At 66.9% G+C, this 14,407-nt stretch carries 17 protein-coding genes; 2 read left to right on the top strand and 15 right to left on the bottom strand.

Features of this window, described 5'->3' with window-relative positions:
* Window positions 1–24 precede the first annotated feature (24 nt).
* From JHD77_RS26255 to JHD77_RS26230, 6 genes are all read right to left on the bottom strand, one after another.
* Window positions 25–759, bottom strand: a complete 735-nt coding sequence (locus JHD77_RS26255) for a GntR family transcriptional regulator (RefSeq protein ID WP_003117208.1) — start codon at window positions 757–759, stop codon at window positions 25–27.
* Window positions 760–859: 100 nt separating this feature from the next.
* A complete protein-coding gene (locus tag JHD77_RS26250; RefSeq protein WP_003083762.1) occupies window positions 860–1,546 on the bottom strand; it encodes a FadR/GntR family transcriptional regulator in 687 nt (228 codons plus the stop codon).
* Between the two features lie 48 nt (window positions 1,547–1,594).
* Window positions 1,595–2,944, bottom strand: coding sequence for a C4-dicarboxylate transporter DctA (locus JHD77_RS26245; RefSeq protein WP_003119513.1), 1,350 nt, complete (start codon window positions 2,942–2,944; stop codon window positions 1,595–1,597).
* 229 nt (window positions 2,945–3,173) lie between these two features.
* Window positions 3,174–3,761 (bottom strand): 2-hydroxychromene-2-carboxylate isomerase, encoded by a 588-nt coding sequence (locus JHD77_RS26240; protein ID WP_003119512.1) that lies wholly within the window; start codon window positions 3,759–3,761, stop codon window positions 3,174–3,176.
* Window positions 3,762–3,785: 24 nt separating this feature from the next.
* Entirely contained in the window at window positions 3,786–4,514 is a 729-nt protein-coding gene (locus JHD77_RS26235) for an SDR family oxidoreductase (RefSeq protein WP_003083755.1), read from the bottom strand.
* Window positions 4,515–4,770: 256 nt separating this feature from the next.
* A complete protein-coding gene (locus tag JHD77_RS26230) occupies window positions 4,771–5,244 on the bottom strand; it encodes a winged helix-turn-helix transcriptional regulator (RefSeq protein ID WP_003083753.1) in 474 nt (157 codons plus the stop codon).
* A gap of 131 nt (window positions 5,245–5,375) precedes the next feature.
* Between JHD77_RS26230 and JHD77_RS26225 the strand changes: the two genes are divergently transcribed.
* The gene (locus tag JHD77_RS26225) at window positions 5,376–5,828 is read left to right on the top strand and encodes a GNAT family N-acetyltransferase (protein ID WP_003083750.1); all 453 of its coding nucleotides are present in this window, start codon (window positions 5,376–5,378) and stop codon (window positions 5,826–5,828) included.
* Between the two features lie 39 nt (window positions 5,829–5,867).
* Here the strand turns inward: JHD77_RS26225 and senC are convergent, their stop codons facing one another.
* The 5 genes from senC to JHD77_RS26200 form a co-directional block, all read right to left on the bottom strand.
* On the bottom strand, window positions 5,868–6,503 hold the full coding sequence (gene senC / locus JHD77_RS26220) for a cytochrome c oxidase copper chaperone SenC (RefSeq protein ID WP_003083748.1): 636 nt from the start codon (window positions 6,501–6,503) through the stop codon (window positions 5,868–5,870).
* 25 nt (window positions 6,504–6,528) lie between these two features.
* Window positions 6,529–7,443, bottom strand: coding sequence for a heme o synthase (cyoE, locus tag JHD77_RS26215; RefSeq protein ID WP_003083746.1), 915 nt, complete (start codon window positions 7,441–7,443; stop codon window positions 6,529–6,531).
* 25 nt (window positions 7,444–7,468) lie between these two features.
* A complete protein-coding gene (locus JHD77_RS26210; RefSeq protein ID WP_031756518.1) occupies window positions 7,469–8,542 on the bottom strand; it encodes a COX15/CtaA family protein in 1,074 nt (357 codons plus the stop codon).
* A 64-nt stretch (window positions 8,543–8,606) separates the two neighbouring features.
* On the bottom strand, window positions 8,607–9,185 hold the full coding sequence (locus JHD77_RS26205; RefSeq protein ID WP_019725680.1) for a hypothetical protein: 579 nt from the start codon (window positions 9,183–9,185) through the stop codon (window positions 8,607–8,609).
* Window positions 9,160–9,954, bottom strand: a complete 795-nt coding sequence (locus JHD77_RS26200) for an SURF1 family protein (protein WP_023089578.1) — start codon at window positions 9,952–9,954, stop codon at window positions 9,160–9,162. The genes JHD77_RS26205 and JHD77_RS26200 overlap by 26 nt, the downstream gene beginning before the upstream one ends.
* Window positions 9,955–9,969: 15 nt before the next feature.
* Between JHD77_RS26200 and JHD77_RS26195 the strand changes: the two genes are divergently transcribed.
* Window positions 9,970–10,179: a twin transmembrane helix small protein gene (locus JHD77_RS26195; protein WP_003110653.1), complete on the top strand. Its 210-nt coding sequence runs from the start codon at window positions 9,970–9,972 to the stop codon at window positions 10,177–10,179.
* 15 nt (window positions 10,180–10,194) lie between these two features.
* Here JHD77_RS26195 and JHD77_RS26190 read toward each other — a convergent pair whose 3' ends face one another.
* The 4 genes from JHD77_RS26190 to coxB are packed head-to-tail and all read right to left on the bottom strand — an operon-like array spanning window position 10,195 to window position 14,384.
* Window positions 10,195–11,082, bottom strand: a complete 888-nt coding sequence (locus tag JHD77_RS26190; protein ID WP_003101204.1) for a cytochrome c oxidase subunit 3 — start codon at window positions 11,080–11,082, stop codon at window positions 10,195–10,197.
* Between the two features lie 10 nt (window positions 11,083–11,092).
* Window positions 11,093–11,647: a cytochrome c oxidase assembly protein gene (locus JHD77_RS26185; RefSeq protein ID WP_003083725.1), complete on the bottom strand. Its 555-nt coding sequence runs from the start codon at window positions 11,645–11,647 to the stop codon at window positions 11,093–11,095.
* A 10-nt stretch (window positions 11,648–11,657) separates the two neighbouring features.
* Window positions 11,658–13,250, bottom strand: a complete 1,593-nt coding sequence (ctaD, locus tag JHD77_RS26180; RefSeq protein WP_003083723.1) for a cytochrome c oxidase subunit I — start codon at window positions 13,248–13,250, stop codon at window positions 11,658–11,660.
* Between the two features lie 9 nt (window positions 13,251–13,259).
* Entirely contained in the window at window positions 13,260–14,384 is a 1,125-nt protein-coding gene (coxB, locus tag JHD77_RS26175; RefSeq protein WP_003101203.1) for a cytochrome c oxidase subunit II, read from the bottom strand.
* Window positions 14,385–14,407 lie beyond the last annotated feature (23 nt).

Raw genomic sequence — 14,407 nt, 5'->3', positions numbered from 1 at the left:
TCTGGTAGGCGGCGGCCGGGGAGGTCAGGCCCTCCGGCGTTTTTCCCCGCGAGGGGCCTTCATGCCGAATGCCTCGCGCAGGTCGGTGGTGGGTGGAGGCAGGAAGCGCATGCGGGCGAACAGGCCTCGCAGGTAAGCGTCCATCAGCGCAGCCGCCGCCGCGCTGTCGCCGTCCTCCAGGGCATCGAGCAGGGCGCGCTGCGCGGCGCAGGCCTCGGCGGTATAGACCGCCCCCTTGTTCAGCGCGATGTCCAGCGAGGCGCGTGCCACCAGGCCACGGACGAAACCCTGCAGCAAGGGATTCTCGGTCAGTTCGGCCAGGCGCAGGTGGAAGCGCCCGGCGAGACGGATCAGCCCGGCGCTGTCGCGGGCCGCGAGGCAAGCCTGCTCCTCGTCGACCAGCGCCCGTAGCTCGGCAAGGGCGGCGGGATCCAGCCCCGCGGGCAGTTGCCGCACCACTTCGCTTTCCACCAGCAGGCGCGCGTCCAGCACCTGCCGCGCCTGGCGCTCGTCCGGGCGGGCGACGCTGGCGACTTCCTTCGGCGGCATCACCACCGCGCCGTCCTCGGCGAGACGGGTGAGGGCACGCTGGATGGTGCCGTTGCTGACCCGGAAGATCTGCCCGAGGGTTTCCTTGCTCAGCTTGGCGGCCGGCGCCAGGCGCTTTTCCAGGATTGCCGTGTAGATGCTTTCGTAGACGAAATGGCTGGTGGGGCGCAGCGCGGCGCCCTGCTGGGTACGTGCTTCGAATCCGACCATGTTCACACCTGTCGAGTCGTGCTTGTGGGCCTTCGCAGGCGGCGGACGAAAGCCGTCCGGGCGCCGCGACGGTCCCGGGTTGGAACCCTGGCGCGGGCGATCAGACCTGCGGCAAGCGCAGGTCGATGTTCAGGCGCGCGCCTTCGTTGAGGATGTGCTGGCGCATCGCCTGGCTCGCCCGCTCGCTGTCGTGCTGGCGGATCGCACGGAGGATGGCGTCGTGTTCCTGGAGGATCTCCTCGGCGTATTCCGGCTGGCGGCGCACCAGGTTGTCGCTGCGTTCCAGGGCGCTGCCGATCTGTTCGGAAACGCTGAGGAAGATCGGGTTCGAGGTGAGCTTCACCAGGCGCCGGTGGAAGGCCGTGTAGGCCTCAACCAGAGCCTGCGGGTCGCCATCCTCGACCGCTTCGCGCAGGTCCAGCAGCAACAGCCGCAGTTCGCTGATCTCCGCCGCCCCGGCGCTCTGCGCGACGATGCCGACGATGAACGGCTCCAGCGCATAGCGCAGTTGCAGGACGTCTTCCATGGTCGCCTCGCCGGGCGCCGCGACCTCGCGCAGCGGTTCGCTGCGTTCGAGGACCATCACGCCCTTGCCCGGCAGCGAACGGACCACGCCCAGGGTCTCCAGGACCATGATCGCCTCGCGCAGGCTCGGCCGGCTGATTTCCATCTGTTCAGCCAGCTCGCGCTGGCCGGGCAACATCTGGCCGGCGACCCAGCGACCCTGCTCGATGGTGTCGAGCAGGCGCTGGGCAACCGCGTTGACCAGCTTGGACGAAGAAAACATGTCGCCTCCCTTTACTTGCCAATCGGACGTGCAACGCGCCTCGGCGCGTCAGCCATGCAGCTTGCCTTCCCCGGCCACCGCGCTGCGCTTGAGCGGCTCGCCGTCGGCCTTGGCCGGCGCCTCCAGGCGCCCGTCGAGTATGGCCTGCGCGCGCGGCATATCGATGTCGTTTTCCCAGCGGGCGATGGTCACGGTGGCCACGCAGTTGCCGATCAGGTTGGTCAGCGCGCGGCCGATGCCCATGAACCAGTCCACCGAAAGCACCAGCACCAGGCCGGCCACCGGGATCGCCGGCACCGCGGTGAGGGTGGCGGCGAGGATCACCAGGGCCGAGCCGGGAATGCCGTGGGCGCCCTTGGAGGTGACCAGCGAAACCAGCAGGATGGTGACCAGGTCGGTCATCGCCAGCGGCGTGCCGGTGACGTGGGCGATGAACACCACCGCCAGGGTCAGGTAGATCGAGAATCCGTCGAGGTTGAACGAGTAGCCGGTGGGAATCACCAGGCCTACCGTGGAGCTGCGGATGCCCATGTGCTCGAGCTTGCGCATCACCTGCGGCAGCACCGCGTCGGAGGAGGCGGTGCCCATCACGATCAGCAGCTCTTCGCGGAAGTAGCGCAGGAACGGCAGCATGCGCACCCCGGAGAGACGCAGGACGCTACCGAGCACCGCCATGACGAAGACCAGGCAGGTGGCGTAGAACACCAGCACCAGCGCGCCCAGGTGGCTGAGCGAGTCGACGCCGTAGCGGGCGGTGGTGAAGGCCACCGCGCCGAACACGCCGAGCGGTGCCAGGCGCACGATCATGCCCATGATGCGGAACACGATGTGGCTGAATTCGTTGATCAGGCGGGCCACGCCGCTGGCCTGCTCGCCGACCAGGTTCAGGGCGCTGCCGAACAGCACGGAGAACAGCAGGACCTGGAGGATGTCGTTCTCGGCGAAGGCGCTGAACACAGAGGTCGGGATCAGGCCCATGAGGAATGCCACGGGGCCGTGGATCTCCTGGGTGCGCCCGGTATACAGGGCGACGTCGCCGGCGGGCAGTTCGTTGAGATGGATGTTGGCGCCGCTGCCCAGGCCCAGGCTGTAGGCGACCACCAGGCCGAGGACCAGGGCGATGGTGGTGAGGATTTCGAAGTAGATCACCGACTTCAGGCCGATGCGGCCGACCTTCTTCAGGTCGCCGGCGCCGGAGATGCCGTTGACCACCACGCAGAAGACGATCAGTGCGATGAGCATCTTGATCAGCTTGATGAAGCCATCGCCCAGCGGCTTCATCTGCACGGCCAGGTCGGGAATGCCGACCCCGCAGATCACGCCTATCACCAGGCCAATCACGACTTGCAGGAATATCGAGCGGGAACAGCGCTTGATGAACATCGCAGGAGTCTCCATTCGGCGCTTCCATCGGGCCTCGCGGAGGCGGGCGATGAACGCATTTTTATTGTGGTATTACCGGTCTGACCAGTTCAGCCTATACGCAAAGAAGTCAGCCTGACAAGCCGCTATCGGCGGGCGCGACGAATGGCCAGGAACGACGGCACGCGCGGGCCGCAGCCGGGAGGAGGGCGCTCGGATGGCGCAAGGCGGCGGGCCAGAGCGGCTCGCCGCGGGGAAGGGGAGGTCAGCCGGCGAGGGCCTCGGCGACGAAATCGAGGCGATCCTGGCCGAAGAACAACTGGTCGCCGACGAAGAAGCTGGGCGCGCCGAAAACGCCGCGCCGCACCGCCTCTTCGGTGGTCGCCTTGAGCCCCTCCTTGACCTGCTCGTCGCCAACCAGGCGGAGGAACTCATCCGGATCGAACCCAGCCTCCGCCAGCACCTGGGCGACCACCTCGGGCTTGCCGAGGTTCTGCTGTCGTACCCACAACGCTTCGAACACCGCTTTCAGGTAGGGCTGGAACCCTTCGCCGCCGAGATAGCCCTGGGCGCCGCGCATCAGCGTCAGGGTGTTGATCGGGAAGGCCGGGTTGAAGGCCAGCGGCACGCCGTAGCGTTTCGCATAGCGCGCCAGGTCGTGGAGGGTGTAGCGCCCCTTGGCCGGCACCTCGATCGGCGAATGGTTGCCGGTGGCCTTGAACACGCCGCCCAGCAGCATCGGCCGCCAGGCGATGCTCGCGCCATGGGCGGCGGCGATGCGCGGCAGTTGGGTCCAGGCGAGGTAGGTGGTGGGACTGCCGAAGTCGAAGAAGAACTCGATTTGCTTGCTCATGCGTGGCTCTTTCCGTGGCGGGGATCAGAAGGTTTCCATCCAGGGGCGCAGGTCCAGTTCGTGCACCCAGCAGTCGCGCGGCTGGCAGTGGATCTGCCAGTAGGTCTCGGCGATGTGCTCGGGATCGAGGATGCCGTCCTGCTCTTTGCGCTTGTACAGCTCGGGCAGGGTTTCGCGGATGAAGTCGGTGTCGATGGCGCCGTCGATGATCGGGTGGGCGACGTGGATGCCCTTCGGCCCCAGCTCGCGCGCCATGCTCTGGGCCAGGGCACGCAGGGCGAACTTGGCGCCGGAGAACGCGGCGAAATGCGCGCGGCCGCGCAACGAGGCGGTGGCGCCAGTGAAGATGATCGTTCCGCGCTGCCGCGGCAGCATCACCCGCGCCGCCTCGCGGCCGGTGAGGAAGCCGCCGAAGGCGGCCATCTCCCAGACCTTGCGATAGACCCGTTCGGTGGTTTCGGTGATCGGGAACCAGACGTTGGCGCCGACGTTGAAGATCACCGCCTCCAGCGCACCGACCTCACCCTCGATGCGGGCGAAGAGGTCGATCACCTGCTGCTCCTGGCGTGCGTCGCAGCCGCAGGCCAGGGCCTCGCCGCCTTGGTCGCGGATGGCCTGCACCAGCGGCTCCAGCTTCTCCGCGTTGCGCCGGGCGACGCACGCCACGTAGCCCTCGCGGGCGAACCGCCGGGCGATGGCGCCACCGGTGGCGTCGCCGGCGCCCATTACCAGAACCGCTTTGCGCTGGGTCATTGCAGAGGCCTCTCTTGTTAGTTCTTTTTTAGAACCCAATAGAGACGATAGTTAGTTCTTAAAAGGAACTTGTCAACTGGCAAGGGCTCGAGTGATATCCGCGCACCAATTACTCTGCCTGTCCCGGCCTGCCCGGCACGTCCTCTCCCTGAAGAGAGGGGACCGGTCGGCGGAGCCTGGTACGACAGCGTCCTTCCTGCCGTAACGCCATCGGCGTTTATCCGCCGATTCGCGTCGGCGGCCAGGCCTGGAACGCTCAGCCGCGCCGCAGCAGGCGCCCCTTCCAGAACAGCCCCTCGCGTACCGTCACGTCCCGCGCGTGCAGCGGCTCGCCGCATTCGGAACAGACCAGCACGCCATGCATGTGCTGGCCGCAATGCTTGTGCACATGCTCGAGTGGCGGCCCCTCGACGCCGGCGAGGTGGCGGTCGCCCCAGTTCACCAGGGAAAGGATGGCCGGGTACAGTTCCATCCCTTTCTCGGTAAGCCGGTATTCCTCGCGCAGCGGCCTTTCCTGGTAGGGCACCTTGGCCAGTATCTCCGCTTCGACAAGGCGCTTGAGGCGGTCGGCGAGGACGTGACGGGTCACGCCGAGGCTGCGCTCGAAGTCGTCGAAACGGCGCACGCCGAGAAAGCAGTCGCGCAATACCAGCAGGGTCCAGCGATCGCCGAGGATCGCCAGCACCCGCGCCAGCGAACAGGGTTGTTCGCTCAGTTCTTCCCAACGCATGAGACACCTCCAGCCGTTCGGCAAAGGATAGTCGCGTGGGTTCTGAAACGAAACCGACCGGCCACGCCTTTCCAGCGGCCCGCCGCCCATGGCATAACCGCGTTCCTGTCTCCTGTCCCGGAATCCCGACCATGTCGCTCGACTGGACCTGCAAGCACCACGCCGACCTCACCCTGAAGGAACTCTACGCGCTGCTGCAATTGCGCACCGAGGTCTTCGTGGTGGAACAGAAATGCCCCTACCAGGAAGTCGACGGCCTCGACCTGGTCGGCGATACCCATCACCTGATGGCCTGGCGCGACGGCCAGTTGCTCGCCTACCTGCGCCTGCTGGACCCGGTTCGCCACGAGGGCCAGGTGGTGATCGGCCGGGTGGTCAGTTCCTCGGCCGCGCGCGGCCAGGGGCTTGGTCACCAGTTGATGGAACGCGCGCTGCAGGCGGCGGAGCGCCTCTGGCTGGATACCCCGGTGTACCTCTCGGCCCAGGCCCACCTGCAGGCCTACTACGGCCGCTATGGCTTCGTCGCGGTCACCGAGGTCTACCTGGAAGACGACATCCCGCACATCGGCATGCGCCGGGCCTGAGGCCCGGAGCGCCGCGGACGGTGGGGGGAGGGAAGGGAATCAGGCCTGCGGCTTGAGCACGCCGGGCAGTTGGGCTTCCAGCTTGGCGTTGTTCAGCGGCGCGCGGATGAAGCCGTGCTGCTCGCCGTCCGGGCCGATGATCACCAGGTTGCCGCTGTGGTCGACGGTGTAGTTGGGCTTGCTGGTGTCGGCGGGGATGTAGGGGATGCTCATGGCGTTGGCCAGCTTCTGGATGTTCTCCGGAGTGCCGGTGAGCCCCTGGAAGCCGGCGTTGAAGTAGCCCAGGTATTGCTTGATCTGCTGCGGCGTGTCGCGGTTCGGATCGACGCTGACGAATACCACCTGCAGGTCGTCGCGCACCTCCTGCGGCAGCTTGCCCTGCAATTCGCGGAGCTGGGCGAGGGTGGTCGGGCAGACATCGGGGCAGAAGGTGTAGCCGAAGAACAGCAGGTGCCAGCGACCCTTGAGACTGGCAGTGCTGACCGCCTGGCCGTCCTGGTTGGTGAACTCCAGCGCCGGCACCTTGCGCGTCTGCGGCAGGATCACGATGCCGGCGTCGAGCAGCACGGTGGGATCGGCCTGGCGCTGGGCGGTGAGCACCTTGTGCACGGTGAGGCCGAGGACCAGGGCGACCAGGGCGACGAGGACGAGGACGGTCTTGTTGACTCGAGTCATGGGTGGGCAAGGCTCTAGAGTGGGATCAGAGAAGCAGCTTCAGCGGCAGATAGTGGTCCACCAGCAGCGCCATGAACAGCAGGAACAGGTAGACGATAGAGTACTTGAAGGTCTTTATCGCCGCATGTGGCCGGCTGTCACAGTAGAGCGCCCAGGCCCAGTCGAGGAAGCGCGCGCCCAGGGCCAGGGCGCAGAGCAGGTAGACCAGCCCACTCATGTGGATGACGAACGGCATCAGGCTCACCGCGAACAGCACCAGGGTATAGAGCAGGATGTGCAGCTTGGTGTAGCGCTCGCCGTGGGTCACCGGCAGCATCGGGATGTCGGCCTTGGCGTATTCGTCCTTGCGGTGGATGCAGAGCGCCCAGAAGTGCGGTGGGGTCCAGGCGAAGATGATCAGTACCAGCAACAGCGGCTCGGCGCTCAGGTGGCCGGTGATGGCGACCCAGCCGAGCAGCGGCGGCGCCGCCCCGGCGAGCCCGCCGATGACGATGTTCTGCGGCGTGGCGCGCTTCAGGAAGCCGGTGTAGAGCGCCGCGTAGCCGAGCAGCGAGGCGAGGGTCAGCCAGGCCGTCAGCGGGTTGGTGAAGGCCAGCAGCACGGCCATCCCGGCCAGCGCCAGGAGCAGCGCGAAGCCCAGCGCCATGCTCGGCGACACCCGGCCCTCGGCCAGCGGCCGCTTGTGGGTCCGCGCCATGATCGAGTCGATGCGCCGGTCCACCACATGGTTGACCGCCGCCGCCGCGCCGGCACAAAGGCCGATGCCGAGGTTGCCGAAGATCAGCACCTGCCAGGGCACGAAGCCATCCAGCGGCGCCTTGGTGGCGAGCAGCATGCCGATCAGCGAGGTGATCAGCATCAGCACCACGACCTTGGGCTTGGTCAGTTCGAGGAAGTCGCGCCAGGTCGGCTGGCTGTGGCGATCGATGACGGTGGCCATATCCTTACCTCCATCCTTCTGTCTGTCAGGCGGCCTTCAGCCGCGAACCTTGCACCGGCGGCAGCGTGCGGCGCACGCGCTGCGGCGACGGTGCCGGCGCGCGGACGCTGGCCGGCGCGCGCAGGCGATAGTTGACCAGCACCAGGCTGAGCAGCAGCAGGGCGCCACCGCCGTTGTGCGCCACCGCCACCGGCAGCGGCAGGTGCAGCAGCACGTTGCTGATGCCCAGGCCGATCTGCAGCGACAGGCCGAGCAGCATCAGCGCGGTCGGCCAGACCAGGCCGCTGCGCTGCAGGCGCCAGGCGAGCAGCAGGAGGACCAGGGTCACGCACAGCGCGCCGATCCGGTGGGTCATGTGGATCGCCGTGCGCGCGTCGCTGTCGAGCTGGCCGCCGAGGTAGTTGGGGCCGATGTGCTGGGTCAGGTGGAAGCCGTTGGCGAAGTCCATCCGCGGCCACCACTCGCCATGGCAGGTGGGCAGGTCGATGCAGGCCACCGCCGCATAGTTGCTGCTGACCCAGCCGCCGAGGGCGATCTGGCCGATCACCAGGAGCAGGGCCAGCCCCGCCAGTCCGCGGGTCGCCGCCGGGTAGCGCCGCGCCGCGAAGCGTCCGGAGAGGCGCAGGGCGAGGAGAAAGAGCAGCGCCAGGGTGGTGAAGCCGCCGAGCAGATGGGCGGTGACCACCTGCGGCCAGAGCTTGAGGGTCACCGTCCACATGCCGAAGGCGGCCTGCGCGATCACCACCGCGAGCAGCAGCAGCGGCAGCTTCAGCGGTTGGCCGTCGCGCCCGCGGCGGACCAGCGCATGCAACGCCAGGCCAAGGATGAGCAGGCCGAGGGCGCCGGCGAAATAGCGGTGGATCATCTCGTTCCAGCCCTTCTGTGCCTCCACCGGGGCGTCGGGGAAGTGCAGTTCGGCGTGGGCCAGTTGCGCCTCGCTCAGCGGCACGTGGACGAAGCCGTAGCAGCCTGGCCAGTCCGGACAGCCGAGGCCGGCGTGGGTCAGCCGGGTATAGGCGCCGAGCAGGACCACCACGGCGGCCAGCAGGGTCGCCAGCACGGCGACGGTGAAACCGGGTTTGCGGGTTGCGCCTGTCATTCGCGGGCCCCTTTTTCTTGTCGTTCTGTCCTCATCGGGCCGGGAACCGCGCCGGCCACGCCGATCAACCGATATGCGAGAGCTTGAGCAGCAGTTGCACGTCCTTCAGCAGCTTCTTGCCGTTGGCCTTGGCGTCGTAGCGCAGCACCAGGTTGCCGTGCGGGTCGACCACCCACAGCAGCGGCCGCTCGCCGCCGCCGGCCTTGTCGTACAGGACAGGGTCCAGGCCGTAGCGCTGCAGGCGCGGGTAGTCCTGCCTCACCAGGTTGGCGAAGTCCGCCGGCAGCTCGCCACTGGCGGCCAGGGCGTGGCCGGCGCGCGAGGCTTCGCGGCCGAGGGCGATGTTGACCTGGCGGGCCAGGTAGACCAGTTGCTGGCAGTCCTCGCCGCAAGTACCCGGCGCGGTCACCAGCAGTTGCCACTGCTCGCCCTGGCTGCGTCCCTGCACGCCGAGGTCGGCGGGGCTCTGGCCATTGCCGATCAGCGCGCCGCTGTAGCTGCGCCCCTGCGGAACCCAGAAATTCCATTTGTACATGGCGCTGGCGAGCAGCATCGGCCCCACCACCAGGCCGATGATCGCCAGCAGTTGCAGGCGGCCACGGGCGCGGCGCGGACGTTCAGGCATCGGAATCGCGAGACTCATGGTTTTTCTCCCGTGCGCGGCGCACACCGAGGTAGAGGTAGAGGGCGAGCAGGGCCGTCGCCAGGGCGAACCACTGCACGGCGTAGCCGGTGTGCCGCTCCGGCGGCATCGAGACCAGGGGCCAATCGGTGTCGAAGCTGGCGTCGCCCGGCTCCAGGCGGATTTCCCAGGGCAGCCCGGCGCGACCGAAGGCCTGCCACAGCGCCGGGATGTCGAGCTGGGTCACCAGGCGCGGCCAGCCGCCGGCCGGCGCGTCGGCCAGGTGCAGGCCGCCGGGTGGCGGCAGGTAGGTCCAGGCGTCGAGCAGGAGGACGCGGTCGGGGGTTTCCAGCGTCGGCGGCGAGCGTCGGTCAGTCCATGCGACCCAGCCGCGGTTGACCACCAGCCAAAGGCCGCTGGCCTGATCGTAGAAGGGTTGCAGCACCTCGACCCCGGCCTGTCCGTTGCGCAGCCGGTTATCCAGCAGCAGCGTATGCCGCTGGTCGAAGCGGCCGTGCAGGCGCACGCGGACGTACGCCGGGTCGCGCAGTCCCTCTAGCTGCCCGGGCGACACCGGCTCGGCGCCGCGCCGGGCCTCGTAGCTGGCCAGCAGGGCGCGCTTCTCGTCGGCCCGCTGCAACTGCCAGGTGCCCAGCCAGAGCAGTACCGGCAGCAGGCCGAGGACCACCAGGGTCGGCAGCAGGCCGGGGCGGAACGCGCCACGCATGCTGCGTCTGTCATTGCGTCCGGCCTCCCCGAGGCGCTGGCTATACTGCATGAATCCCCCCATCGCCGGAGTCCCACCATGTTGAAAGTGGCGATCGTCCTGCTACTGCTGGCTACCCTGGTGAGCCTGTTCAGCGGCCTGTTCTTCCTGGTCAAGGACCAGGGCCATGGTTCCCGCGTGGTCAATTCGCTGACCGTCCGCGTGGTGCTCGCCGCGGCGACCCTGGCGCTGGTCGCCTGGGGCTTCTACAGCGGCGAGCTGAACAGCCACGCGCCCTGGCATTTCTGATTCCCCCGGTGGCGGTCAGATCACGTAGACGAAGATGAACAGGCCGATCCAGACCACGTCGACGAAGTGCCAGTACCAACTAGCGGCCTCGAAGCCGAAGTGGTGCTCGGCATCGAAGTGACCGCGCAGGATGCGGATCAGCATGATGCCGAGGATCAGCGCGCCGAGGGTCACGTGGGCGCCGTGGAAGCCGGTGAGCATGAAGAAGGTCGAGCCGTAGATGCCGGCGCCGAGGGTCAGGCCCAGCTCGTTGTAGGCGTGCACGTACTCCTCGGCCTGCAGGATCAGGAAGGCGATCCCCAGCAGCACGGTCAGCGCCAGCCAGGCCTTGAGCGGGCCGCGCTTGTTCTTCTTCAGGGCGTGGTGGGCGAAGGTCACGGTGAAGCTGGAGGTGACCAGCAGGATGGTGTTGATCAGCGGCAGCTTCCACGGCTCGATCACCGCGCTCGGCGGCGGGAACAGCTTCGGGTCCGGGGTCTGCAGCAGCGGCCAGCTGTACTGGAAGTTCGGCCAGAGCATGTGCGCCACGCCCTTGGCACCCTCGCCGCCGAGCCAGGGACCGGCGAAGTGGCGGACGTAGAACAGCGCGCCGAAGAAGGCGGCGAAGAACATCACCTCGGAGAAGATGAACCAGCTCATGCCCCAGCGGAACGAGCGGTCCATCTGTGCGCTGTAGAGTCCGGCGCGGCTCTCGCGGATGACGTTGCCGAACCAGCCGAACAGCATGTAGGCGATGATCAGCCCGCCGACGAAGAAGATCCACGGGCCATGGGATTCCTTGTGGCCGGCGGTGAGGTCGTTGAACCAGGTACCCAGGCCGAACACCGTCACCAGCAGGCCGACGCTGGCGATGATCGGCCACTTGCTCTGGGCGGGGACGTAATAGTGTTCGTGGCTTGCCATGTTGTTCTCCTTATCGTCCCGCAACCGGTACGGGCGGCTTCCGCGCAGTGATATCGAAGAGGGTGTAGGCCAGCGTCACGTGCCGCACATCCTTGGGCAGATCGCGGTCGACGATGAAGCGCACCGGCATCTCGATGCTCTCGCCGGGTTGCAGCACCTGCTGGGTGAAACAGAAGCATTCGGTCTTGTGGAAGTAGGCGGCGGCCTCGGCCGGGGCGATGCTCGGGATGGCCTGCGCAGTCATCGGCTTGTCGCTCGGGTTGCGCGCGTAGAACACCATCTGGTTCACCGCGCCGGGATGCACCACCAACTGGTCGCCGGCGGAGCGGAACTCCCAGACCATGTCGATATTGTTCGAGGTCATGAACTGCACCTTCACCTCGCGCCCGACATCCACCTGCTGTTCGCCGCTGTAGGCGCTGCCGGCGGTCTTGCCGTTGATCCCCAGGGCGCGGCACATCACGTCATAGAGCGGCACCAGGGCGAAGCCGAAGGCGAACATCAGCACGGTCACCAGCAGCAGGCGGCCGACCAGGCGGCGGGTATCGACCTTGGCATCGCTCATGACGCGCTCCTCACTTGACCTCGGGCGGGGTGCTGAAGGTGTGGTAGGGCGCCGGCGAGGGGATGCTCCACTCCAGGCCCTCGGCGCCGTCCCAGGGCTTGGCAGGGGCCGGCTTGCCGCCGCGGATGCACTTGATGACGATGAACAGGAACAGCAGCTGGGTGGTGCCGAACATGAAGGCGCCGATCGACGAAACCATGTTGAAGTCGGCGAACTGCAGGTTGTAGTCGGGGATCCGTCGCGGCATGCCGGCGAGGCCGACGAAGTGCATCGGGAAGAACGCCAGGTTCATGCCGATGAAGCTCATCCAGAAGTGCAGCTTGCCGAGGGTCTCGTCGTACATGTGGCCGGTCCACTTCGGCAGCCAGTAGTAAGCCGAGGCGAAGATGCCGAAGATCGCGCCGGGCACCAGCACGTAGTGGAAGTGGGCGACCACGAAGTAGGTGTCGTGGTACTGGAAGTCCGCCGGGGCGATCGCCAGCATCAGTCCGGAGAAGCCGCCGATGGTGAACAGGATGACGAAGGCCACGGCGAACAGCATCGGCGTCTCGAAGGTCAGCGAACCCTCCCACATGGTGGTCACCCAGTTGAACACCTTCACCCCGGTGGGCACCGCGATCAGCATGGTGGCGTACATGAAGAACAGCTCGCCGGTGACCGGGATGCCGACCACGAACATGTGGTGCGCCCAGACCACGAAGGAGAGGAAAGCGATGCTGGCGGTGGCGTAGACCATCGAGGTGTAGCCGAACAGCGGCTTGCGCGCGAAGGTCGGGATGATCGCACTGACCGCACCGAAGGCGGGCAGGATCATGATGTACACCTCGGGGTGGCCGAAGAACCAGAACACGTGCTGGAACAGCACCGGGTCGCCGCCGCCGGCGGCGCTGAAGAAGCTGGTGCCGAAGTGGATGTCCATCAGCATCATGGTCACCACGCCGGCCAGCACAGGCATCACCGCGATCAGCAGGAACGCGGTGATCAGCCAGGTCCAGACGAACAGCGGCATCTTCATCAGGGTCATGCCCGGGGCGCGCAGGTTGAGGATGGTGGCGATCACGTTGATCGCGCCCATGATCGAGCTGATCCCGGCCAGGTGGATGGCGAAGATGAAGAAGGTCACGCTGTGCGGGGCGAAGGTGGTCGACAGCGGCGCATAGAAGGTCCAGCCGAAGTTGGGGCCGCCGCCGGGCATGAACAGGGTGCTGACCAGCAGGCCGAAGGCCGCCGGCAGCAGCCAGAAGCTGAAGTTGTTCATCCGCGGCAGGGCCATGTCCGGCGCGCCGATCATCAGCGGGATCATCCAGTTGGCCAGGCCGACGAAGGCCGGCATCACCGCGCCGAAGACCATGATCAGGCCGTGCATGGTGGTCATCTGGTTGAAGAACGCCGGCTCGACGATCTGCAGGCCGGGCTGGAACAGCTCGGCGCGGATCACCATGGCCATCGAGCCGCCGAGCAGGAACATCATGAAGCTGAACCACAGGTAGAGGGTGCCGATGTCCTTGTGGTTGGTCGTCAGCACCCAGCGCATCAGGCCCTTGGCCGGTCCGTGGTGGTGGTCGCCGGCATGGTGGTCGGGCGTATCGATCACAGCACTCATGGCGGTCTCCTATTGTTGTTTCTGCTTGTAGGCGACGACGTCTTTCGGGGTGACCATGTCGCCATCGTCGTTGCCCCAGGCGTTGCGCTCGTAGGTGATCACCGCGGCCAGGTCGACCTCGTTGAGCTGCTTGCCGAAGGCCGCCATGGCGGTGCCGGGCACGCCGTTGAAGACCACTTCCAGGTGGTGCTCCTTGGGCCCGGTGACGATCTTCGAACCCTTCAGCGCCGGGAACATCGGCGGCATGCCCTGGCCTTCGGCCTGGTGGCAGGCGGCGCAGATGGTGTGGTAGACCTTGTCGCCGCGCGCAACCAACTCTTCCTTGGTCCACTCCTTGCTGGTCAGTTCCTTGACCTTCGCCGCCTCTTCCTTGCGCTTGGCCAGCCACTGGTCGAACTCGGCCTTGGGCTTGACGTCGACCACGATCGGCATGAAGCCGTGGTCCTTGCCGCACAGCTCGGCGCACTGGCCGCGATAGATGCCGGGCTCGTCGACCTTGGTCCAGGCCTCGTTGACGAAGCCGGGGATGGCGTCGCGCTTGACCGCGAAGGCCGGCACCCACCAGGAATGGATCACGTCGCTGGAGGTGATCAGGAAGCGCACCTTGGTGCCCACCGGCAGCACCAGCGGCTCGTCCACCTCCAGCAGGTAATGCTCGTCCTTCGCCTGCCGGTTGTGGATCTGGTCCTGCGGGGTGGCCAGGTTGCTGAAGTACTCGACGTCCTGGCCCAGGTACTTGTACTGCCACTTCCACTGGTAGCCGGTGACCTGCACGTCCAGCTCCGGCTCGGAAGTGTCGTAGATGTGGATCAGGGTGCGGGTGGCGGGCACCGCCATCACCACCAGGATCACGAACGGCACCACCGTCCAGAGGATTTCCACCGTGGTGCTCTCGTGGAAGTGCGCCGGCTGCTGGCCGGTGGAGCGGCGGTGGACGATCATCGACCAGAACATCGCGCCGAAGACCAGCACGCCGATCACCACGCAGATCCAGAAGATGGTCATGTGCAGGTCGAAGACGGACCGGCTCACCTCGGTAGCGCCCGGGGCCATGTTGACCGTCCAGGCGGCATTCGCCTGGCTGATCGCCGAGAGCAAAAGGAAGCCCATCCAGACTCGTGGATGTCGCAGCATTCGGGTTCCCCTTATCGTTGTTT

This window comes from Pseudomonas sp. P20 (assembly GCF_016463925.1).
Taxonomy (GTDB): domain Bacteria; phylum Pseudomonadota; class Gammaproteobacteria; order Pseudomonadales; family Pseudomonadaceae; genus Pseudomonas; species Pseudomonas aeruginosa.
This window is presented reverse-complemented; position numbering and strand designations above follow the sequence as displayed.

Coding starts and splice junctions, on each gene's coding strand:
- JHD77_RS26190 (WP_003101204.1), bottom strand. CDS start 11,082: ATGGCAAGCCACGAACACTATTACGTCCCCGCCCAGAGCAAGTGGCCG.
- cyoE (WP_003083746.1), bottom strand. CDS start 7,443: ATGGCCACCGTCATCGATCGCCACAGCCAGCCGACCTGGCGCGACTTC.
- JHD77_RS26255 (WP_003117208.1), bottom strand. CDS start 759: ATGGTCGGATTCGAAGCACGTACCCAGCAGGGCGCCGCGCTGCGCCCC.
- JHD77_RS26185 (WP_003083725.1), bottom strand. CDS start 11,647: ATGAGCGATGCCAAGGTCGATACCCGCCGCCTGGTCGGCCGCCTGCTG.
- ctaD (WP_003083723.1), bottom strand. CDS start 13,250: ATGAGTGCTGTGATCGATACGCCCGACCACCATGCCGGCGACCACCAC.
- senC (WP_003083748.1), bottom strand. CDS start 6,503: ATGACTCGAGTCAACAAGACCGTCCTCGTCCTCGTCGCCCTGGTCGCC.
- JHD77_RS26225 (WP_003083750.1), top strand. CDS start 5,376: ATGTCGCTCGACTGGACCTGCAAGCACCACGCCGACCTCACCCTGAAG.
- JHD77_RS26240 (WP_003119512.1), bottom strand. CDS start 3,761: ATGAGCAAGCAAATCGAGTTCTTCTTCGACTTCGGCAGTCCCACCACC.
- coxB (WP_003101203.1), bottom strand. CDS start 14,384: ATGCTGCGACATCCACGAGTCTGGATGGGCTTCCTTTTGCTCTCGGCG.
- JHD77_RS26210 (WP_031756518.1), bottom strand. CDS start 8,542: ATGACAGGCGCAACCCGCAAACCCGGTTTCACCGTCGCCGTGCTGGCG.
- JHD77_RS26205 (WP_019725680.1), bottom strand. CDS start 9,185: ATGAGTCTCGCGATTCCGATGCCTGAACGTCCGCGCCGCGCCCGTGGC.
- JHD77_RS26195 (WP_003110653.1), top strand. CDS start 9,970: ATGTTGAAAGTGGCGATCGTCCTGCTACTGCTGGCTACCCTGGTGAGC.
- JHD77_RS26235 (WP_003083755.1), bottom strand. CDS start 4,514: ATGACCCAGCGCAAAGCGGTTCTGGTAATGGGCGCCGGCGACGCCACC.
- JHD77_RS26250 (WP_003083762.1), bottom strand. CDS start 1,546: ATGTTTTCTTCGTCCAAGCTGGTCAACGCGGTTGCCCAGCGCCTGCTC.
- JHD77_RS26245 (WP_003119513.1), bottom strand. CDS start 2,944: ATGGAGACTCCTGCGATGTTCATCAAGCGCTGTTCCCGCTCGATATTC.
- JHD77_RS26230 (WP_003083753.1), bottom strand. CDS start 5,244: ATGCGTTGGGAAGAACTGAGCGAACAACCCTGTTCGCTGGCGCGGGTG.
- JHD77_RS26200 (WP_023089578.1), bottom strand. CDS start 9,954: ATGGGGGGATTCATGCAGTATAGCCAGCGCCTCGGGGAGGCCGGACGC.